This window comes from Streptomyces hyderabadensis, assembly GCF_020404845.1.
Lineage (GTDB): Bacteria > Actinomycetota > Actinomycetes > Streptomycetales > Streptomycetaceae > Streptomyces > Streptomyces hyderabadensis.
Genome location: NZ_JAIOJZ010000001.1, coordinates 320,676 through 341,104, shown reverse-complemented (window position 1 = coordinate 341,104; position 20,429 = coordinate 320,676). Strand labels below are relative to the sequence as shown.

Sequence of the window (20,429 nt, the reverse complement as noted above, 5' to 3'; positions counted from 1 at the left end):
TTCATGCCCCTGGCCCTGCTCGCCCTTGCCGTGGGCGCCTTCGGCATCGGTACCACCGAGTTCGTGATGATGGGCCTGCTGCCCGACGTCGCGGACGACCTGGACATCTCCATCCCCACCGCCGGCCACCTCGTCTCCGCCTACGCGCTCGGCGTCGTCATCGGCGCCCCGCTGCTCGCCGCGGCCACGACCCGGATGTCCCGCCGGGCCGTCCTGATCGCCCTCATGGCGCTCTTCGTGGCGGGCAACGCCCTGTCGGCCGTCGCCCCCGGCGAGGTCTCCCTGCTGGCCGCCCGCTTCGTCAGCGGCCTGCCGCACGGCGCCTTCTTCGGCGTCGGCGCGGTCGTCGCCACCGGCATGGTCGCGCCGGAACGCAAGGCCCGCTCCGTCTCCCTGATGTTCCTCGGCCTCACCGTCGCCAACATCGTCGGCGTCCCGGCCGCCACCGCGATGGGCCAGCAGCTCGGCTGGCGGGCCACCTTCCTCGGCGTGAGCGCCATCGGCGTGGCGGCGATAGCCGCGCTGGCCCTCCTCATCCCGCGCGACAGCGCCCCCGCCCCCGCCACCGGCCTGCGCGGCGAACTGGCCGCCCTGCGCTCCCTGCCGGTCTGGCTGGCGCTGGGCACGACGGTCGCGGGCTTCGGCGCGCTCTTCGCCGCCTACAGCTACATCACGCCGATGCTGACCGACGCCGCCGGGTTCGCCGAGACCAGCGTGACGCTGCTGCTCGCCCTCTTCGGCGTCGGCGCCACCGCGGGCAACCTGCTGGGCGGGCGCCTGGCCGACCACTCCCTGCGCGGCACCCTCTTCGGCGGCCTGGCCTCCCTGGTCGTGGTCCTCGCCCTGTTCCCCCTCCTGATGCGTACGCCGGTCACGGCGGCCGCGTCGGTGGCCCTGCTCGGCATGGCCGCCTTCGTCACCGGCTCGCCCCTCCAGCTCATGGTCATGGAGAAGGCAGCGGCCGCCCCTTCCCTGGCCTCCTCCGCCAACCAGGCCGCCTTCAACCTGGCCAACGCGGGCGGCGCCTGGATCGGCGGCCTCGCGCTGGCCGCGGGCTTCGGGGTCACCTCCCCGGCGACGGCGGGCGCGGCCCTGGCGGTCCTCGGCCTCGCGGTCGCGGGCACGGCCTGGGCGGTGGACCGGCGGCACGCGGCCACCACTTGGGTCACCGGTCGCGAGCGGGTGGTCGCGGGGCACGTGCCGGAGGCGGCAGAGTCGGTACGGCGGTGACGGGCCCCCGTCCGGCGCGCGTCGGCGGAAAGGGCGGTGCCAAGCGGCCCGCCCCGCAGCATGATGGGGCCATGATCGTCCACACCACCGCCCCCGCCCGCCTCGGTGAGACCCGGCTGCCGGACGGACGCCTGCTCGGCTGGGCCGAGTGGGGCCCGCAGGAAGGCACGCCGGTTCTGCTGTGCCCCGGCGCGGCCACCAGCCGAAGCCTCGGCTTCGGCCCCGGCGCCGTGGCCGCGATCGGCATCCGCCTCGTCTCCGTCGACCGGCCCGGCCTGGGCGCGTCCACGCCCGCCCCCGGCCGGACCTTCGCCGACTTCGCCGCCGATGCACGGGAGTTGTGTGCCCGGCGCGGCATCGACCGCCCCGCCGTGGTCGGCAACTCGCAGGGCGCTCCGTTCGCCCTCGCCTGCGCGGCGGCGGGCTTCGCCTCCGCGCTGGCCCTGGTATCGGCCGCCGACGAGGTGGCGGCCCCCGAGTTCGCCGCCGTACTGCCCGCCGAACTGCGTGCGTTGACCGAACGCGCGGTGCACGACCCTTCAGGCGCCGAGGAGTTCTTCGCGGGCTTCGACGCCGAAAGGATGTGGGACCTGGTCATGGACGGAAGCCCGGACTGCGACCTCGCCGTGTACCGGGACCCAGGCTTCTTTGCCGCCTACCGCCAAGCCCTCGCCGAGGGATTCGCCCGGGGCGCGGCGGCCGGCTACGCCCGCGACACCGTCCTGGCCATGGGACGGTGGCCCTTCGCCCTCGGCTCCCTCGCCCTGCCCGTCGACATCTGGTACGGCGAGCACGACACCGCCCACTCGCCCGACAACGGCGCCCTGCTCGCCTCCCGCATCCCCGGCGCCCGCCGCCGTGTCGTCCCCGGCATCGGCGGGGCCCTGCTGTGGACGCACGCCGAGGAGATCCTGACGTCGCTGACGCACCGCGCGGGCCGCTGACGCCGCCGGGAACGGTGCCGCACGTCCGGGTGACAGGGTGGCCGCATCCCGTGCGCACCTGCTGGAAGTGGCGCAACTGCGCCATGTGGAGATCCAGGTGATGCCCACGTCTCGTGGCGACCACCCGGGAGGCGGACGAATGCAGGTGCTCAAGTTCGAGGACGGCACCGATAGCCTCCGCCACCATCCACGTCCGCGACTCCAAGCGCCCCCACGGCCCCCGCCTCGCCGTCACCAGGACGGCGTGGACGGGGTTCGTGGGGGCGGCGGCCCGGATGTCCTGACCGGGCTCAGGCCATCGTCGTGTGGACCTGACCCTGGGCCGCCGCGCCGCCGAAGGGCGCCGAGGCGCCGATGCCGCCGGTGAAGGCGAACGGGCCGGACTCCGCGTGGAGGCCGGCACCGAGGGCGCCGTCGCCCGCGAAGAGGGCCGTGCTCGCGGTGAGGCCGATGCCGCCGGACACCTGGTCCAGGTCCGCGTCGGAGATCTCGGCCGTCTCGACCTGGGGGACAGTCTTCATGGCAGGTCTGTTCCTTTCGTGGGGAAGGGGAGCGGTGCGGTGCGCAGGCCCGACGTCCGGAGTTGGGGGTTCCGGCAGGGCCACCGGCGTGCCGCGCACCGATCAAAGCACGGGGTCGAACGGCCCACCATCGACGAGCCGCTGCCCGCCGCTGCCCGGCGCCGCCGACTTCACCAGTGTGTGAATGCGGTCGGGGAAACCGTCCGGATCTTCACGCCATCCCCTGGGGCGAAGGGCTCTGCGGCGCCGCGACGCGCGCGGTCCGGCCAGTGGGCGGTGACCGCGCCCCGACCGTGCGACCGAGCGATGAACGCTGTGGAGATACCGGGGGTTTCCGGGACCGATCCGGGGCCGGTCCACGGCGCACCGGGGTGTGACACATCTGGGTGTGACACAACGCCATCGCCGCCTGCCCGGCATCCCCTTCCGGGTCAACTCGGCCCGAACAGGTCCCGCTTGACGCCGACCGTCTTGAAGAGGTGATCGCGGGACGCCTCGAGTTCGCCGCTCAGCCGGTGCAGGTCCACGTCGAGCAGCCGGCCCCGCCACTTGCGTACCTTGCCCGCGACGATCACCGTCTCGACGTTGCTCCGGTCCATCAGCGAGACGACCGCTCCCGGCACGTTGTTGAGCGGGGTCACATGGGGTGCGGTCGCGTCGAGGAGGACGATGTCGGCCTCCTTGCCGGGGGTGAGCGAGCCGGACTTGTGGTCCAGCCGCAGGTGCTTGGCGCCGTTGAGAGTCGCGAAGCGCAGCACGTCGCGGACGGTGAGCAGGTCCGGCGTCCCCTCGGCCGGTGTCGGCCAGTGGTCGGGCGGCATGAAGTCGCCCTGCTCCAGGATCATCTGGTTGACCAGCATGCGCTGCATGGTGAACGCGGAGCGCATCAGCGTGAACGGATCGGGAGCCATCGTCGTCTCGACGTCGGAGCTGAGTGAGGGCTCCATGCCGAGTTCCTGCATCTTGAGGATGGGCGGCGTTCCGTGGCGCATGGCCATTTCGATCGGGAAGGCCGCCGAGACCTGCACGCCGGCGTCCCGGAACCGCCGCCACGCCATGTCCGACACGCCTGTCATGTGAATGAACAGGGTGTCGTCTCCCGCTCCGAGGTCCTTGTCGATTCCGGCGGTGCCCTGGGCGAAGTCGTCGACGACGGGCCCGACTCCCGAGCCGGAGACGACGTGCGCGGTGATCTGCAGGCCCAGTTGGCGGCCGATCTTCCAGGCCCGGGACCACGACTCCTCGCCGCCGGCGTAGAACTCGCCGCCCATGGCCATGCCCACCAGTTGGTCGTCGGAGGAGAACCACCGGTTCCGCAGGCGATGGGCATCCTCCGGGAACCGGGATTCGGGGCGCGCATCACCCGCGGTGTACTGGAGCACCGACCGCCGCCCACTGTCGACGAGCGCCTGGACGGAGGCGTCGGAGTGCTCGGGGGAATGGTGGATCTGTGAGGTGTCGTGCACCGTCGTGATGCCGGCGTCGAGCTGCGTGAGGCCCGAGAACAGCACGTTGATGTAGACGTCCTGCGGTCGGTACGCCGGTGCCATCCGGGTGAGGACGAAATCGGCGTAGTTGGGGACCGCGCTCGGCGAGCCCGAGTGGTCGTCGAAGAGCACCGCGTCGGCGAGGGTTCCGCGCAGTGCCGTCTCGAACTGATGGTGGTGGGTGTCGGCGAAGCCCGGCACGACGATGCGCCCCCGCGCGTCGATCACGTCGGCGCCGGCCGCGCGGATGCCGGGCCGGACGTCGACGATCTTCTTGCCTTCGACCAGGACGTCGGCCGTCTCGAAGTCGCCGACGTCCGGGTCCATGGACATCACCGCACCGCCCCGGATGAGGTAACGGCGCCCGGGCCGCCCGGTGTCCTTCGGCGGCCGGTCACCGCCGCCCTCCTGGGCGGCACTCGGCGCCGCCGAACCGACGGTGAACAGGCCTGCCCCGGCGGCGGCCGCCGCGGAGGCCTTCAGAAAGCCACGCCGCCCCTGCCGCGCAGCGGCCGACTCCCCCGACTCGCTCTCGTCTCCCGCTCTTCCGATCACCGGACGTCTCCTCGTCTGCGAGCGTCTTGTGGGTCTTCTCCACAGCTCCGACACTAGACTGAGTAAGTTGAGCGTTCAACTATTAAGTTGAAGATTCATCTTTTTTGGCTGGATCGGGGGACACATGACCGGCACGGCGGTCGGCAGGGCCAACACCGCCTACAGCAGCCGCCCTTCGGTGACCCACGGCAGCTGCGGACCGTGAACTGCGCTATGGTGCCATCCGCGCCGGGGCCCTGACCGCCGAGGAATCACCGGCCCTTCGTCGAGCAGGTGCTGCTGGGGGAGACATGAGGCACTGGTTCAGGAGCAGCTGCGGCAGTAGCGGAAACGCGGAATGACGGACCGTATGTCCCGTCCCGCCAGTGGCATACCGGCCGAGATCGGTCCCTACCGGCTGGAGCGGCTGCTGGGCGAGGGCGGGATGGGGCGCGTCTACCTGGGGCGTACGCCCGCCGGGAGCGCCGTGGCCGTCAAGGTCGTCCACCGGGCGTACGCCGCCGACCCCGAGTTCCGCAGGCGGTTCGCGCTGGAGGTCGCGGCGGCCCGGCGGGTGCAGGGGCTCTACACCGTGCCCGTCGTCGCGGCCGACCTGGAGGCCGACGAGCCCTGGCTGGCCACGGCCTACGCCCCCGGGCCCTCCCTCCAGCAGGCCGTCGGCGAACGGGGACCGCTGCCCGCCGCCGAGGTGCTCGCGCTGACGGCCGGGGTCGCCGAGGCGCTGGAGACGATCCATGCGGCCGGGGTGATCCACCGCGACCTGAAGCCCTCCAACATCGTCCTCACCGCCGACGGACCCAAGGTCATCGACTTCGGCATCGCCCGCGCCGCGGACGTCACCGCCCTGACCGCCACGGGGATGCGCGCCGGGACGCCGGCCTACATGGCGCCCGAGTACATCCGGGGGCAGGAGGTCACCGAGGCCGGTGACGTGTTCGCGCTCGGCCTCGTCGCCCACTTCGCCGCGACCGGGAGGCTGGCCTTCGGCGGCGGCAGCGACCACGGAGTGGCGTACCGGATCCTGGAGGCGGCCCCCGACCTCGACGACTGCCCCGAGTCCGTGCGCGGCGTCGTGGCGCTGTGCCTGGAGAAGGACCCGGCACGCCGGCCGACGCCCGCCGAGGTGATCCGGCTCTGCGGCCGGGCGGCGAACGGGGACTTCGACGACGGCCGCACCCCCACCGTCGTGTCCGCGCCCCCGGCGACCGGTCCGGACGCGCCCACCGCCACGGCCCCGGCGCGCACCCCGGCCCCGGACGCCGACGCCGAGACCCCGTCCACCCCGCCGTACGCCGCCCTGCTCGGCGTTGTCGCCGCCATCGCGCTGGTCGTCGTCCTGGTCGTGACGCTGCTGCCCTCGTCCGGGAAGCCCCCGAAGAGCAAGCAGCCGTATCCCGTGGTCGCGGCGACCGACATCTTCGCCGAAGGGACCAGCGGCGTCGCGTTCAGCCCGGACGGCGCGACGCTCGCCACCGGCGGCGAGGACGGCAAGGTGCGGCTGTGGAACGCCGCCACCCGCAAGGTGCGTGCCACGCTCACCGAGAAGAACTGGTCCGGGGACCCGAGCCCAGTGGTCGGCGTGACGTTCGGCGCCGACGGGAAGACCCTGGTCACGAGAACCGGCACCCACCTGGTCGGCGTCTGGGACGTGGTCCGGCGCCGGGAGGTCCGCCGCATCGAGGAAACGGCCTACTCCCTCGCCCTCAGCCCCGACGGCAAGTGGATCGCCCTGGGCGACAGTGCGGGTGCCAACCTGTGGGACCTCGGCCGCCGCAGCGCGGACCCGCGGGCCCACCTGTCGCAGAACCTGCACGCGACGGACATGGCGTTCAGCCCCGACGGCAGGACACTCGCCTCCGTGGGCGACTTCTCCGACCAGCGCTACCAGGTGGAGAACGAGCCGGCCAAGCTGTGGGACCTGACCCGGCTCGACCCGGAGCCCTACGGCCAGGGCGGTCCGCGCCACGACCTCGCCCTGGAGGACGTCACCTACGCCGTCGCCTTCGGCCCCGACGGCAAGACCCTCGCCACCGGCGGCCAGGGCAGCGGCGTACGGCTGTGGGACGTGACCACCGGCCGCCTGAAGGCCACCCTCACCCACCGCTTCGTCACCGAGGCCCGGGACCTGGCGTTCAGCCCCGACGGCAGGACCCTCGCCGTCACCGCCGAAGGCCGGGTGCTCCTGTGGAACCTGGCCGACCGCAAGCCCAGCGCCATCCTGGCCGACGACGAGACCGGCTTCGGCGCCGACATCCGCGAACTGGCCTTCAGCCCGGACGGACGGTTCCTCGCCGGCAGCACCGCGGGCGGCGGCGCCCCCGAGGAGACCCCGGCCCCGGGCACCACCGAGTCCGAAGCGACCAAGAACACCGGCGTACGCCTGTGGAAGCTCCCCTCGGGGACCGCTCGCTGAGCCCCCCACTCTGCCGGGAAGAGTTGCGCGATGTCCTGACCGGCGCCGACACGGGGTCACGTGAGCCCCTTGGATACCGTCGGAGGCTCGATCCACGCCGCCTCGGCGAGGAATCGGGTACGAGCTGAGGCGCGAGGACGGCTCCCGCGTGCCCGGGCCGGAGCTGGAGACGACGACCGACCTCTACGACGTCGGCCAGGAGCTGACCGTGGTCGCGGACCCTGAAGGCGTGCTCCGCCCCCGGACGCCAGGGCAGGCGGACGCCACCGGTGAGCTGCTCGGCGCGGGTGCGGCAGGCCTCGCCGCGCTCGGCGCCGTCGGGTGGATGGCATGGCGCGGATCGGACGCCGCGAGCCGGCGCGAGGAGAGGAAGCGCCCGCCCGGCACGGGCAAGGCGTAGGGGAGGGGGCGGCCGGACGGCCGCCCCCGGCCCAGTTACAGCACCGGCAGGTTCTTGCGCAGTTCGAAGGCCGTGACCTGCGACCGGTACTCCTCCCACTCCTGGCGCTTGTTGCGGAGGAAGAAGTCGAAGACGTGTTCGCCCAGGGTCTCGGCGACGAGGTCGCTGCGTTCCATCAGGGCGAGGGCCTCGCCCAGGTTCTGGGGAAGGGGCTCGATGCCCAGGGCGCGGCGTTCCGCGTCGGAGAGGGCCCAGACGTCGTCCTCGGCGCCCGGCGGGAGTTCGTAGCCCTCCTCGATGCCCTTGAGGCCGGCGGCCAGGAGAACGGCGTAGGTCAGGTACGGGTTGGCGCCGGAGTCGATGGAGCGGACCTCGACGCGGGCCGAGCCGGTCTTGCCGGGCTTGTACATCGGGACGCGGACCAGGGCCGAGCGGTTGTTGTGGCCCCAGCAGATGTAGGACGGGGCCTCGCCGCCGGCGCCCGCCGTGCGCTCGGTGCCGCCCCAGATGCGCTTGTAGGAGTTCACCCACTGGTTGGTGACCGCGGAGGTCTCCGCCGCGTGCCGCAGCAGGCCCGCGATGAAGGAGCGGCCGACCTTGGAGAGCTGGTACTCGGCGCCGGACTCGTAGAACGCGTTGCGGTCGCCCTCGAAGAGGGACAGGTGCGAGTGCATGCCCGAGCCCGGGTACTCCGAGAACGGCTTCGGCATGAAGGTGGCCTGGAGGCCCTGTTCCAGCGCGACCTGCTTCATGACCAGGCGGAAGGTCATGATGTTGTCGGCCGTGGAGAGCGCGTCCGCGTACCGCAGGTCGATCTCCTGCTGGCCGGGGGCGCCCTCGTGGTGGGAGAACTCCACCGAGATGCCCATCGACTCCAGCATCGTGATCGCCTGGCGGCGGAAGTCCATGCCGATGTTCTGCGGGGTGTGGTCGAAGTAGCCGGAGTTGTCGGCGGGGGTCGGCACCGAGCCGTCGACCGGCTTGTCCTTCAGGAGGAAGAACTCGATCTCCGGGTGGGTGTAGAAGGTGAAGCCCAGGTCGGAGGTGCGGGCCAGGGCGCGCTTGAGGACGTAGCGCGGGTCCGCGAAGGAGGGCGAGCCGTCCGGCATGAGGATGTCGCAGAACATGCGGGCCGTGCCGGGGGCCTCCGCGCGCCACGGCAGGACCTGGAAGGTCGACGGGTCCGGCTTGGCGATCATGTCGGACTCGTAGACCCGGGCGAAGCCCTCGATCGCTGAGCCGTCGAAGCCGATGCCCTCGTCGAAGGCCTGCTCCAGCTCGGCCGGGGCCACGGCGACGGACTTGAGGAAGCCCAGAACGTCCGTGAACCACAGGCGTACGAACCGGATGTCGCGCTCCTCCAGCGTCCGGATCACGAACTCCTGCTGCTTGTCCATCTTCCGCTTCCCCATCCTTGCTGGTCAGGCCGCCTGTCTCCGGTACGGCGGGAGGCGGCCGGGCACCTGAGCATCACACCACAGCGCCGTTACGTATGCGTTGCGGACCTCCGTCGGCCGGCCCACCCCGTGACCGCAGCGTAGAGGCCACCTGTTCGATCGGGCCATTCCGGGGATCCGGCCGGGACGGATCCTGTGCCCGCCCTACGAAGGACGGGCCCCGCGCCATTACGATCAGCGGACCCTCACGCTCGTCCGTCTCCAGAAGTCTTCCCAGAAGGGCAACACCCCATGGGTTCCGCCAAGAAGAGCAGCAACACGGCGCGACAGGCCCGCATAGCCGAGATGCGGCGCGCCGAGGAGGCCCGCAACCGCCGGAACCGGATCCTCACGATCACGCTGAGCACCGTGGTCGTCGCCGGTCTCGTCGTCGGCGGCGTGTTCCTCGTCCGGTCGCAGTCCGACGACTCCTCCGGCGACACGGCCTCCGACGGCAAGACCTCCGGCAAGTTCGTCACCGGCGCGGACGGCGTACGGACCTGGGAGGGCGACCTGGGGCGCAACCACGTCACCGAGAAGGTGTCCTACCCCGTCGAGCCCCCTGTCGGCGGCGACCACAACCAGGTCTGGATGAACTGCAACGGCGACGTCTACACCAAGCCGCTGAACAACGAGAACGCCGTGCACTCGCTGGAGCACGGCGCCGTCTGGGTGACGTACACCGACCAGGCCCCCAAGGCCGACGTCGACAAGCTGGCCGCCAAGGTCAAGAAGACGCCGTACTCGCTGATGAGCCCCGACGACAAGCAGAAAGACCCGATCATGCTGTCCGCCTGGGGGCACCAGCGCACGGTGACCGGCGCCGACGACCCGAACGTGGACAAGTTCTTCGAGAAGTTCGTCCAGGGCGAGCAGACCCCCGAGCCGGGGGCCGCGTGCACCAACGGGCTGTCCCAGTGACCCCGAAACGGGCCGGCTGGATCGCGGGGGCCGCGGCGGCGGTCCTCGTCGCGGCCGGCGGGATCACCTACGCGGTCGCCGGGGACGACGGCGGCAGCCGGGTCCCGGCCGCCGACTCCGCGGACGCCGGGTTCGCGCGGGACATGTCGGTCCACCACCAGCAGGCCGTGGAGATGTCGTACATCGTGCGCGACCGCACCGACGACGAGGAGGTGCGGCGGCTCGCGTACGACATCGCGCAGACCCAGGCCAACCAGCGCGGCATGATGATCGGCTGGCTCGACCTGTGGGCGTTGCCCAAGGTGTCCTCCGACCCGCCGATGACCTGGATGGGCATGGGCGACGCGCCCTTGGCCGGTGAGGGCTCGCTGATGCCCGGGATGGCCACCGACGCCGAGATGAAGAAGCTCGGGACGCTGGACGGCAAGCAGGCCGAGGTCTACTACCTCCAGCTGATGACCGAGCACCACAAGGGCGGCGTCCACATGGCGAAGGGGTGCGTCGAGCGGTGCACGGTCGGCGTGGAGAAGCGGCTCGCTCAGGGGATGGTGGAGTCCCAGGAGTCGGAGATCCGGCTGATGGCCGACCTGCTGGCCGAGCGGGGCGCGAAGCCGCGGACGTGAGGTCACGTGCGTGAGGTCCCGGACATCACGCCGTAACACACGCGACGCCCCATTGCGTCGTTCTGACGATTACAGTGGGACCCGTGCCCCGACTACGACTCGCCCTGAACCAGATCGACTCCACCGTCGGCGACATCGACGGCAACGCCGCATCCGTCCTGCGCTGGACCCGGCACGCGGCCGGGCAGGGAGCGCACCTGGTGGCGTTCCCGGAGATGACGCTGACCGGGTACCCGGTGGAGGACCTGGCCCTCAGGTCCTCCTTCGTCGAGGCATCCCGCACCGCCCTGCGCGACCTCGCGGCGCGGCTGGCGGACGAGGGCCTCGGCGAGGTCCCCGTGGTCGTCGGGTACCTCGACCGCTCGACGACCGCGCAGCCCAGGTACGGCCAGCCGGCCGGCGCCCCGCAGAACGCGGCGGCCGTGCTGCACGGCGGCGAGGTGGCGCTGCGCTTCGCCAAGCACCACCTGCCGAACTACGGGGTCTTCGACGAGTTCCGCTACTTCGTGCCCGGCGACACCCTGCCCGTGGTGCGGGTGCGCGGCGTGGACGTGGCGCTGGCCATCTGCGAGGACCTGTGGCAGGACGGCGGCCGGGTGCCGGCCGCCCGCGCGGCGCGGGCCGGGCTGCTGCTCTCCGTCAACGCCTCCCCGTACGAGCGGGACAAGGACGACACCCGGCTGGAGCTGGTGCGCAAACGCGCCCAGGAGGCCGGGTGCACCACCGCCTACCTCGCCATGACCGGCGGGCAGGACGAGCTGGTCTTCGACGGCGACTCGATCGTCGTCGACCGGGACGGGGCGGTCCTGGCCCGCGCGCCGCAGTTCACCGAGGGCTGCATGGTCCTCGACCTCGACCTGCCCGCCGCCGAGGCGGAGCCGCCCGCCGGCGTCGTGGACGACGGGCTGCGCATCGACCGGGTGACGCTCCCCGGACCGGCCGCGGATGAGGAGCCGCTGCCCGCCGGGGAGCCGTGGCGGTCCGGCGGCCACGCCGAGCCGCTCGACGACGACGAGGAGGTCTACTCGGCGCTCGTCACCGGCCTGCGCGCGTACGTCACGAAGAACGGCTTCCGCTCGGTGCTGATCGGACTGTCCGGCGGCATCGACTCCGCGCTGGTCGCGTCGATCGCCTGCGACGCGCTCGGCGCCCAGCACGTGTACGGCGTCTCGATGCCCTCCAAGTACTCCTCGGGGCACTCCAGGGACGACGCGGCCGAGCTGGCCCGGCGCACCGGCCTGCACTACCGCACCGTCTCCATCGAGCCGATGTTCGACGCGTACACGGGCGCGCTGGAGCTGACCGGCCTGGCCGAGGAGAACCTGCAGTCCCGGCTGCGCGGCACGCTGCTGATGGCGCTCTCCAACCAGGAGGGCCACCTGGTCCTGGCCCCCGGCAACAAGTCGGAGCTGGCGGTCGGCTACTCGACGCTGTACGGCGACTCGGTGGGCGCGTACGGGCCCATCAAGGACGTGTACAAGACCTCGGTCTTCCGGCTCGCCGAGTGGCGCAACCGCGCGGCCCGGGACCGCGGCCGGACCCCGCCGATCCCGGAGAACTCGATCACCAAGCCGCCGAGCGCGGAGCTGCGCCCCGGCCAGGTCGACACCGACTCGCTGCCGGACTACCCGGTGCTGGACGCGATCCTCGCCCTGTACGTCGACCGCGACCGGGGCGCCGACGAGATCGTGGCCGCCGGGTACGACCGGGAGCTGGTGGCGAGGACGCTGCGCATGGTGGACACCGCGGAGTACAAGCGGCGGCAGTACCCGCCGGGCACCAAGATCTCGCCCAAGGGCTTCGGCAAGGACCGCCGCCTGCCGGTCACCAACCGCTGGCGGGAGACCGGCTGAGGCGGCACACCCCCGTGGGCACACCCCCCGGGGGCGACCCCCGTACCGGTCAGCCCCCGCGCTTGAGGTCCGCCAGCACCTTGTGCAGCGGCTCCGCCGCCCGGCGCCGGTACTCCTGGATCGCCCAGCCGTTGCCGTCCGGGTCCTTGAAGTACATGAAGGTGGCGCCGTCGTCCGGGGCGTACTGCACCGGCTCCGAGACGTCCAGGCCCCGCGCGGTCAGCTCCGCGTGGGCCGCCTTGATGTCGGCGACGCACAGCTGCAGGCCCTGGTACGAACCCGGTTCCGGCCGGGTCTGCCCCTGGGCCATGTCCCAGATGGCGTCGCCGAGGGCGACCGAGCAGCCCGAGCCCGGGGGCGTCAGCTGGACGATCCGCATGCCGGGCATGACCTCCTGGTCGATGTCGACGTGGAAGCCGACCTTGTCGCGGTAGAAGTCCCGGGCGCGGTCGATGTCGCTCACGGGCAGCGGGATGACTTCGAGCGTGAAGTCCATGGCGTGACTCCTTCGGCTGTCGTCGGTCGCGGGGGTCAGTAGTGGTAGCGCGCCTGAACGATGACCAGCAGGTCGTCGGTGGGCTTGTACACGAGACGGTGCGTGTCGTCGATGCGCCGTGACCAGTAGCCGGAGAGGTCGCCCTTGAGGGGCTCGGGCTTGCCGATGCCCTTGAACGGGTCACGGGTGATGTCGGTGATCAGTTTGTTGATCCGCTGGGTCACCTTCCGGTCGTTCTCGGCCCAGTGGACGTAGTCCTCCCAGCCGTGGGACGTGAAAGTGATCCTCACGCCCGCTCCGCGTCCGGGTCGATCAGCTCGCGCTGCCGGGCGTCGCCCGCCTCGGCCTCGGCGATGGAGTCGAGCAGCCGGCGGGCGTTCCTGGGCGAGCGCAGGAGGTGGACCGTCTCCGTCCACGCCGTGAAGTCCTCCTCGGACATGAGCACGGCATTCCCCTTGCGGGAGGTGATGTGCACCGGGGCGTGGTCCTCGTTGACCTGCTCTATCAGCGGGAACAGATTCTGACGGGCTTCGCTGGCGGTGATGGACATACCAGTGCCTCCCTTCCTCGGCTTGTACAAGATATCGTACGAGTCCGTGGCGGGCCACCGGAAGAGCGGGACCGGGCGAGCGAGAGGGGTACGCCCCGGCGCCCGCGCGCCGTTCCCCGGCTACGCTCAGCCCGTACGACCTTGATCCGACCGGGCCCGGGTGCCCGCAGTCCGACAGGAGGCCGGGATGACGGCGCCGGGGCGCAGGAGCAGTACCTTCACGCGGCTGCTGCGGCACGGCTTCACCGATCCCTCGGCCGCCGAACGGCTGCTGGAGGGCGCCGAGCTGGCCGAGCTGCGCGCCGACCCGGTGCTCCTGGAGGCGCTGGGCGCCACCGCCGACCCGGACCTCGCCCTGCACGGCCTGGTCCGGCTCCTGGAGGCGCAGCCCGACCCCACCGCCCGCCGGGAGCTGCTGGACACCCTGATAGCGGCCAAGCCGCTGCGGGACCGCCTCCTCGGGGTGCTCGGCGCCTCCGAGGCGCTCGCCGACCACCTCGCCCGGCACGCGGGGGACTGGCAGGCCCTGGTGACGTACGAGCCGCGGGACCTGCACCGCGGGGTCGAGGAGTTCGAACAGGGGCTCGCCGAGGCCACCGACCCGGTGTCCCTGCGGATCGCCTACCGGCGCTGCCTGCTGTCCATCGCCGCCCGCGACGTGTGCGGCACCATCGACGTCGCCGAGACCGCCGCCGAGCTGGCCGACCTCGCCACCGCCACCCTGCGCGCCGCCCTGGCCCTCGCCGAGGCCGCCGCGCCCGAGGACGCGGCGCGGTGCCGGCTGGCGGTGATCGCGATGGGCAAGTGCGGCGGACACGAGCTGAACTACGTCTCCGACGTCGACGTCATCTTCGTGGGCGAGCCCGCCGAAGGCACGGACGCCGACGAGACCAAGGCACTGCGGGCCGCGACCTCGCTCGCCTCGCACATGATGCGGATCTGCTCCGAGACCACCGTCGAGGGCTCCATCTGGCCCGTCGACGCCAACCTCCGCCCCGAGGGCCGCAACGGCCCGCTGGTGCGCACCCTCAGCAGCCACCTCGCCTACTACCAGCGCTGGGCCAAGACCTGGGAGTTCCAGGCGCTGCTCAAGGCCCGCCCGGTGGCCGGCGACCCCGGCCTCGGCGCCGAGTACGTCGCCGCCCTGCAGCCCCTGGTCTGGCAGGCCGCCGACCGGGAGAACTTCGTCCCCGACGTGCAGAAGATGCGCCGCCGGGTAGTGGAGAACATCCCCGTCGCCGAGGTCGACCGGCAGCTCAAGCTCGGTCCCGGCGGCCTCAGGGACGTCGAGTTCGCCGTGCAGCTCCTCCAGCTGGTGCACGGGCGGGCGGACACCTCGCTGCACAGCGGCACGACGCTGGACGCGCTGGCGGCCCTCGCCGCGGGCGGCTACGTCGGCCGCACCGACGCCGCCCAGCTCGACGAGGCGTACCGCTTCCTGCGCTCCATGGAGCACCGCATCCAGCTGCACCGGCTGCGCCGCACCCACCTGGTGCCCGAGGACGAGGCCGACCTGCGCCGCCTCGGCCGCTCGCTGGGCCTGCGCACCGACCCCGTCGCCGGCCTCATGCGCGCCTGGCGGCGGCACGCCTCCGTCGTACGCCGGCTGCACGAGAAGCTGTTCTACCGGCCGCTGCTCGACGCCGTCGCCCAGCTCGCCCCCGGCGAGGCCCGGCTCAGCCCCGAGGCCGCCCGCGAGCGCCTGGTCGCCCTCGGCTACGCCGACCCCGCCGCCGCGCTGCGGCACCTGGAGGCGCTCGCGTCCGGCGTCACCCGCAAGGCGGCCATCCAGCGCACCCTGCTGCCCGTGCTGCTCGGCTGGTTCGCCGACTCCGCCGACCCGGACACCGGACTGCTCAACTTCCGCAAGGTCTCCGACGCGCTCGGCACCACCCCCTGGTACCTCAGGCTGCTGCGCGACGAGGGCGCCGCCGCCGAGAACCTCGCCCGGGTGCTCTCCGCCGGGCGGCTCGCCCCCGACCTGCTGATGCGGGCCCCGGAGGCCGTGGCGCTGCTCGGCGACGGCGTCGCCGGGGGACTGCGGCCGCGCGGCCGGGCCCAGCTGGAGCAGGAGACCCTCGCCGCGGTCCGGCGCGCCGACGACGCCGTGCAGGCCGTCACCGCGGTGCGCGGCGTACGGCGCCGGGAGCTGTTTCGCACGGCCGCCGCGGACATCGTCGGCTCCTACGGCACCGAGGCCCAGCCCGTCGAGGCCGACCAGGGCGCCCTGGTGGACCTGGTCGGCGGCGCCGTGTCCGACCTGACGGCGGCGACGCTGGCGGGGACGCTGCGGGCGGTCGTGCGGGACAAGTGGGGCGACGTCCTGCCCACCCGGTTCGCGATCATCGGCATGGGCCGCTTCGGCGGACACGAGCTGGGCTACGGCTCGGACGCGGACGTGCTCTTCGTGCACGAGCCCCGGGACGGGGTGGACGAACGGGAGGCGGGCGACGCCGCCAACAAGGTCGTCGCCGAGATGCGCCGCCTGCTCCAGGTGCCCAGCGCCGACCCGCCGCTGCTGATCGACGCCGACCTGCGGCCCGAGGGCAGGTCCGGGCCGCTGGTGCGGACCCTGAAGTCGTACGCGGCCTACTACCGGCGCTGGTCGCTCGGGTGGGAGTCGCACGCCCTGCTGCGGGCCGAGTTCGTCGCCGGGGACGAGGAGCTGGGCCGGCGCTTCATCGAGCTGATCGACCCCCTGCGCTACCCGGCGGGCGGGCTGACGGAGGACGCCGTACGGGAGATCCGGCGGCTCAAGGCCCGGATGGAGTCCGAGCGGCTGCCGCGCGGGGCCGACCCCAAGCTGCACGCCAAACTGGGTCCCGGCGGCCTGTCCGACGTGGAGTGGACCGTGCAGCTGTTCCAGCTGCGGCACGGGCACGAGATCGCCGGGCTGCGGACCACCGGGACGCGCGCGGCGCTGGCCGCCGCCCGTGACGCCGGGCTGGTCTCACCGGAGGACACCGCCACGCTCGACGAGGCGTGGGTGCTGGCGACGCGGGTGCGCAACGCGGTGATGCTGGTGCGGGGGAGGGCGGGCGACACCTTCCCGACCGACCCGCGCGAGCTGGCGGCCGTCGGCCGCTACCTGGGCCACGGCTCGGGTCACGCGGGCGACATGCTCGACGAGTACCGCCGCACGGCCCGCCGGGCGAGGACGGTGGTGGAAGACCTGTTCTACGCGTAGCCGCAGCTGCGGGCAGTCGTGCCGCTGGGGCGGCACGGGTGGGCGCAGCGGCACCCGGCCAGCGCCGGTTCGCGCCCCCTCGCACGTACCCGCAGCTACGCGCGCCCCGGCAACCACACCCTCCGCCGCCGCGCAGCGACCGGCACCAGGCGAGGCAACGCGTACGGCAGCCTCCCGTACCAAGCGGCAGCGACCCCGTACCCGAACGCCAGGCACAGCACGCCCCCCACCGCGTCCAGCCAGAAGTGGTTCGCCGTCGCCACGATCACCACCAGCGTGAGCGCCGGATACACCAGCCCCAGCACCCGCACCCACGGCACCGACGCCAGCGCGAAGATCGTCAGCCCGCACCACACCGACCACCCGATGTGCATCGACGGCATCGCGGCGTACTGGTTGGACATGTTCTTGAGGTCCCCGGAGGCCATCGACCCCCACGTCTGGTGGACCATCACCGTGTCGATGAAGTGCCCGCCGTTCATCAGCCGGGGCGGGGCGAGCGGGTACAGGTAGTAGCCGGCCAGGGCGACGCCCGTGGTCGCGAAGAGCACCAGCCGGGTCGCAGCGTAGCGGCCGGGATGGCTGCGGAAGAGCCACACCAGGACACCCAGGGTCACCACGAAGTGCAGCGTGGCGTAGTAGTAGTTCATGCCGACGACCAGCCAAGTCACCGAGTTCACGGCGTGGTTGACGGACTCCTCGACGGCGATGCCCAGTTGCTGCTCGACCCGCCAGATCCAGTCGGCGTTGCGCAGCGCGGCCGTGCGCTGTTCCGGCACCGCGTTGCGGACGAGGGAGTACGTCCAGTAGCTGAGCGCGATCAGCAGGATCTCGAACCAGAGGCGGGGGCGGCGCGGGGTGCGGAGCCGGCGCACGAGCCCCTTCCCCGTCGTCTCCGTGACGGGGTGCGGAACGCCGTCCTCCAGGCGTTCCCGAGTCCTCACGGTCGCGTCACCCATAGGCATGAAGTCTGCCAGAAAAGCCCTCTTCCACCGATCATCCCCCAGGTGGATCCGACCCGCATCCGACCCGGAGCCGCCGCCCCCCACCGGGTCAGGGACGGCCGCGCTCGCCCGGCGCCGACGCCGTCGAGCCGCGCACCACCAGCTCCGGCATGAACACGAACTCGCTGTGCGGCGCGGGCGTCCCGCCGATCTCCTCCAGGAGCGTGCGCACCGCCGCCTGCCCCATCGCGGGCACCGGCTTGCGGACCGTGGTCAGCGGCGGGTCGGTGAAGGCGATCAGCGGCGAGTCGTCGAACCCGACGACCGAGACGTCCCTGGGCACGTCCAGGCCCTGCTGCCGGGCCGCCCGTATCGCGCCCAGCGCCATCATGTCGCTGGCGCAGACCACCGCCGTGCAGTCCCGCCCGATGAGCGCGGCGGCCGCCGCCTGGCCGCCCTCCAGGGTGTACAGCGAGTGCTGGACCAGCTCCTTCTCCACCGTCTCGGCGCTCAGGCCCAGCTGCTCCTGCATGCTGCGCACGAACCCCTCGATCTTGCGCTGCACCGGCACGAACCGCTTCGGCCCGAGGGCCAGTCCGATCCGGGTGTGGCCGAGCGAGACGAGGTGGGTGACCGCCAGGCTCATCGCGGCCCGGTCGTCGGGGGAGATGAACGGCGCCTGGACCTGCGAGGAGAAGCCGTCGACGAGCACGAACGGCACGCCCTGGGCCCGCAGCCGCTCGTAGCGCTGCATGTCGGCGGTGGTGTCGGCGTGCAGCCCCGAGACGTAGATGATGCCGGCCACCCCGCGGTCGACCAGCATCTCGGTCAGCTCGTCCTCCGTGGAGCCGCCCGGCGTCTGGGTGGCGAGGACCGGCGTGTAGCCCTGGCGGGTCAGCGCCTGCCCGATGACCTGGGCCAGCGCGGGGAATATCGGGTTCTCCAGCTCCGGGGTGATCAGGCCGACCAGGCCCTCGCTGCGCTGCCGCAGCCGCACCGGGCGCTCGTAGCCCAGCACGTCGAGGGCGGCGAGCACGGACTGGCGGGTGGTGGCGGCGACGCCCGGCTTCCCGTTCAGGACGCGGCTGACGGTCGCTTCGCTCACCCCCGCCTGGGCAGCGATGTCGGCAAGCCGTGTGGTCACAGGGGTGGACTGTACCTGTCGGCCGCCTCCTTGCACACCGATCGGGCGCCGTGGGCGGCCGGTTGGGCGGCCTGCCGGACGGCCCGGCGCGGGCTGCTGCGTCATCGCGCTCCCTCGAAAAAGTGGCGGCAAGAGCTTGCAGAGTCTTGCACAACCGGCCCGATACCGCTCGACCCCCGTAAACAAGCGTCTCATGACGGTCGCCGAGAGGTCACGCCCGGATAACTTCGGAGATCTCTTGCACTTTTTTGCTGCAAGACCTTTCGCCGCGCTTACAACGCTGTTACGTTCACGTCGCCCGACGGCGGCGATGGCGCGGTCGGTGACGGCAGGAGCGGCGGACGGGCCCGCACCCTGCACCACACGGGCTTTCACCCTCAAGGAGAACTCATGCGGCGTGGCATAGCGGCCACCGCGCTGGTGGCGTCCCTCGCCCTGGCGGCGACGGCGTGCGGCGGAGACGACGGCGGCGACAGCGAGTCCGGCGGACCGGTCACCATCACTTACTGGGACACCTCCAACGCGACCAACGAGGCGCCGACCTACAAGGCCCTGGTCAAGGAGTTCGAGGCCGCCAACAAGGGCGTCAAGGTCAACTTCGTCAACGTCCCCTTCGACCAGGCGCAGAACAAGTTCGACACCGCCGCAGGCTCCAAGGGCGCCCCCGACGTGCTGCGCTCCGAGGTCGGCTGGACGCCCGCCTTCGCCAAGAAGGGCTTCTTCCTGCCGCTGGACGGCACCGAGGCCCTCGCCGAGCAGGACAAGTTCCAGCCCAACCTGATCGAGCAGGCCAAGTACGAGGGCAAGACCTACGGCGTGCCGCTGGTCACCGACACCCTCGCCTTCGTCTACAACAAGGCGCTCTTCGAGAAGGCCGGCGTCGAGGTTCCCAAGACCTGGGACGACCTGAAGAAGGCCGCCGCCACCATCAAGGACAAGACCGGCGCCGACGGCTACTGGGCCTCCACGGCCGGCTACTACGCGCAGCCGTTCCTGTACGGCGAGGGCACCGACACGGTCGACGCCGAGGCCAAGAAGGTCACCGTCAACTCCGCCGAGGCGAAGAAGGGCTACGGCACCTGGCTGAGCCTCTTCGACGGCAAGGGCCTGCACAAGGCCGACACCACCGCGGACGCCTACGCCCACATCCAGGAGGCGTTCGTCAGCGGCAAGGTCGCCTCGATCATCCAGGGCCCGTGGGAGATCACCAACTTCTACAAGGGCTCCGCCTTCAAGGACAAGAACAACCTCGGCATCGCCACCGTCCCGGCCGGCTCCACCGGCAAGGCGGGCGCCCCGACCGGCGGCCACAACCTCTCGGTCTACGCCGGCTCGGACAAGGCCCACCAGGAGGCGGCGCTGAAGTTCGTGAAGTTCATGACCTCGGCGAAGTCCCAGGAGACCGTCGCCCTGAAGAACTCCACGCTGCCCACCCGCGACGACGCCTACACCGCCAAGGTCAAGGCCGACCCGGGCATCGCCGGCTTCCAGACGGTCCTGCCCGCCGCCCAGCCGCGCCCGGCGCTGCCCGAGTACAGCTCCCTGTGGACGCCGCTGGACGACGAGCTGCCGCAGATCGCCGGCGGCAAGAAGTCCCTGGACGAGGGCCTCGGCGACGTCGAGACCGCGATCGCCAAGCTGGTGCCGGACTTCAGCAAGTAGCCCCAGCGACCGCCGGGCCCCCGCACTGGGGGAGGGGCCCGGCGGTCACCGGCCGTGCGCCGC

The 20,429-nt window shown here is 72.2% G+C and carries 18 protein-coding genes and 1 pseudogene; 11 read left to right on the top strand and 8 right to left on the bottom strand.

Annotated elements, in window-relative coordinates; genetic code table 11:
- The first annotated feature begins 3 nt into the window (after positions 1-3).
- The 4 genes and pseudogenes from K7854_RS01535 to K7854_RS37770 all read left to right on the top strand — a co-directional run bounded on the left by K7854_RS01535 (position 4) and on the right by K7854_RS37770 (position 2,458).
- Entirely contained in the window at positions 4-1,230 is a 1,227-nt protein-coding gene (locus K7854_RS01535; RefSeq protein ID WP_226024496.1) for an MFS transporter, read from the top strand.
- Positions 1,231-1,301: 71 nt separating this feature from the next.
- Complete coding sequence (locus K7854_RS01530) at positions 1,302-2,174, top strand: alpha/beta fold hydrolase (RefSeq protein ID WP_226024495.1); 873 nt, start codon at positions 1,302-1,304, stop codon at positions 2,172-2,174.
- A gap of 55 nt (positions 2,175-2,229) precedes the next feature.
- A pseudogene (locus tag K7854_RS01525) lies at positions 2,230-2,343 on the top strand (Scr1 family TA system antitoxin-like transcriptional regulator); the annotation flags it as partial.
- Positions 2,288-2,458: a DUF397 domain-containing protein gene (locus K7854_RS37770; protein ID WP_372480979.1), complete on the top strand. Its 171-nt coding sequence runs from the start codon at positions 2,288-2,290 to the stop codon at positions 2,456-2,458. The pseudogene K7854_RS01525 and the gene K7854_RS37770, both read left to right, overlap by 56 nt.
- Positions 2,459-2,464: 6 nt before the next feature.
- Here K7854_RS37770 and K7854_RS01515 read toward each other — a convergent pair whose 3' ends face one another.
- Complete coding sequence (locus K7854_RS01515; protein ID WP_226024494.1) at positions 2,465-2,695, bottom strand: hypothetical protein; 231 nt, start codon at positions 2,693-2,695, stop codon at positions 2,465-2,467.
- A gap of 431 nt (positions 2,696-3,126) precedes the next feature.
- The gene (locus K7854_RS01510) at positions 3,127-4,737 is read right to left on the bottom strand and encodes an amidohydrolase family protein (protein WP_226024493.1); all 1,611 of its coding nucleotides are present in this window, start codon (positions 4,735-4,737) and stop codon (positions 3,127-3,129) included.
- A gap of 337 nt (positions 4,738-5,074) precedes the next feature.
- On the opposite strand from K7854_RS01510, the gene K7854_RS01505 reads away from it, so the two are divergent.
- Positions 5,075-7,150 (top strand): WD40 repeat domain-containing serine/threonine protein kinase, encoded by a 2,076-nt coding sequence (locus tag K7854_RS01505; RefSeq protein WP_226024492.1) that lies wholly within the window; start codon positions 5,075-5,077, stop codon positions 7,148-7,150.
- Positions 7,151-7,298: 148 nt separating this feature from the next.
- Positions 7,299-7,550: a hypothetical protein gene (locus tag K7854_RS01500; RefSeq protein ID WP_226024491.1), complete on the top strand. Its 252-nt coding sequence runs from the start codon at positions 7,299-7,301 to the stop codon at positions 7,548-7,550.
- 35 nt (positions 7,551-7,585) lie between these two features.
- Here K7854_RS01500 and glnA2 read toward each other — a convergent pair whose 3' ends face one another.
- A complete protein-coding gene (glnA2, locus tag K7854_RS01495) occupies positions 7,586-8,947 on the bottom strand; it encodes a gamma-glutamylpolyamine synthetase GlnA2 (RefSeq protein ID WP_226024490.1) in 1,362 nt (453 codons plus the stop codon).
- Between the two features lie 291 nt (positions 8,948-9,238).
- Here glnA2 and K7854_RS01490 point away from each other — a divergent pair, with 291 nt between their 5' ends.
- The 3 genes from K7854_RS01490 to K7854_RS01480 all read left to right on the top strand — a co-directional run bounded on the left by K7854_RS01490 (position 9,239) and on the right by K7854_RS01480 (position 12,383).
- The gene (locus K7854_RS01490) at positions 9,239-9,907 is read left to right on the top strand and encodes a thioredoxin-like domain-containing protein (RefSeq protein WP_226024489.1); all 669 of its coding nucleotides are present in this window, start codon (positions 9,239-9,241) and stop codon (positions 9,905-9,907) included.
- Positions 9,904-10,530 (top strand): DUF305 domain-containing protein, encoded by a 627-nt coding sequence (locus K7854_RS01485; protein WP_226024488.1) that lies wholly within the window; start codon positions 9,904-9,906, stop codon positions 10,528-10,530. The genes K7854_RS01490 and K7854_RS01485 overlap by 4 nt, the downstream gene beginning before the upstream one ends.
- A gap of 83 nt (positions 10,531-10,613) precedes the next feature.
- The gene (locus K7854_RS01480; protein ID WP_226024487.1) at positions 10,614-12,383 is read left to right on the top strand and encodes an NAD+ synthase; all 1,770 of its coding nucleotides are present in this window, start codon (positions 10,614-10,616) and stop codon (positions 12,381-12,383) included.
- 49 nt (positions 12,384-12,432) lie between these two features.
- On the opposite strand, the gene K7854_RS01475 is transcribed toward K7854_RS01480, so the two are convergent.
- The 3 genes from K7854_RS01475 to K7854_RS01465 are packed head-to-tail and all read right to left on the bottom strand — an operon-like array spanning position 12,433 to position 13,429.
- A complete protein-coding gene (locus K7854_RS01475) occupies positions 12,433-12,879 on the bottom strand; it encodes a VOC family protein (RefSeq protein WP_226024486.1) in 447 nt (148 codons plus the stop codon).
- A gap of 35 nt (positions 12,880-12,914) precedes the next feature.
- Complete coding sequence (locus K7854_RS01470; protein WP_226024485.1) at positions 12,915-13,169, bottom strand: Txe/YoeB family addiction module toxin; 255 nt, start codon at positions 13,167-13,169, stop codon at positions 12,915-12,917.
- The gene (locus tag K7854_RS01465) at positions 13,166-13,429 is read right to left on the bottom strand and encodes a type II toxin-antitoxin system Phd/YefM family antitoxin (RefSeq protein ID WP_052839935.1); all 264 of its coding nucleotides are present in this window, start codon (positions 13,427-13,429) and stop codon (positions 13,166-13,168) included. Before K7854_RS01465 ends, K7854_RS01470 begins: the two co-directional genes overlap by 4 nt.
- A 187-nt stretch (positions 13,430-13,616) precedes the next feature.
- Between K7854_RS01465 and K7854_RS01460 the strand changes: the two genes are divergently transcribed.
- A complete protein-coding gene (locus K7854_RS01460; RefSeq protein ID WP_226024484.1) occupies positions 13,617-16,616 on the top strand; it encodes a bifunctional [glutamine synthetase] adenylyltransferase/[glutamine synthetase]-adenylyl-L-tyrosine phosphorylase in 3,000 nt (999 codons plus the stop codon).
- A 95-nt stretch (positions 16,617-16,711) separates the two neighbouring features.
- Here K7854_RS01460 and K7854_RS01455 read toward each other — a convergent pair whose 3' ends face one another.
- Together K7854_RS01455 and K7854_RS01450 are read right to left on the bottom strand one after the other, a co-directional pair.
- Positions 16,712-17,575, bottom strand: a complete 864-nt coding sequence (locus K7854_RS01455) for a phosphatase PAP2 family protein (protein ID WP_226024483.1) — start codon at positions 17,573-17,575, stop codon at positions 16,712-16,714.
- A 94-nt stretch (positions 17,576-17,669) separates the two neighbouring features.
- Entirely contained in the window at positions 17,670-18,704 is a 1,035-nt protein-coding gene (locus tag K7854_RS01450; RefSeq protein ID WP_226024482.1) for a LacI family DNA-binding transcriptional regulator, read from the bottom strand.
- A gap of 390 nt (positions 18,705-19,094) precedes the next feature.
- Between K7854_RS01450 and K7854_RS01445 the strand changes: the two genes are divergently transcribed.
- The gene (locus K7854_RS01445) at positions 19,095-20,366 is read left to right on the top strand and encodes an extracellular solute-binding protein (protein WP_226024481.1); all 1,272 of its coding nucleotides are present in this window, start codon (positions 19,095-19,097) and stop codon (positions 20,364-20,366) included.
- The last annotated feature ends 63 nt before the right edge of the window (positions 20,367-20,429 follow it).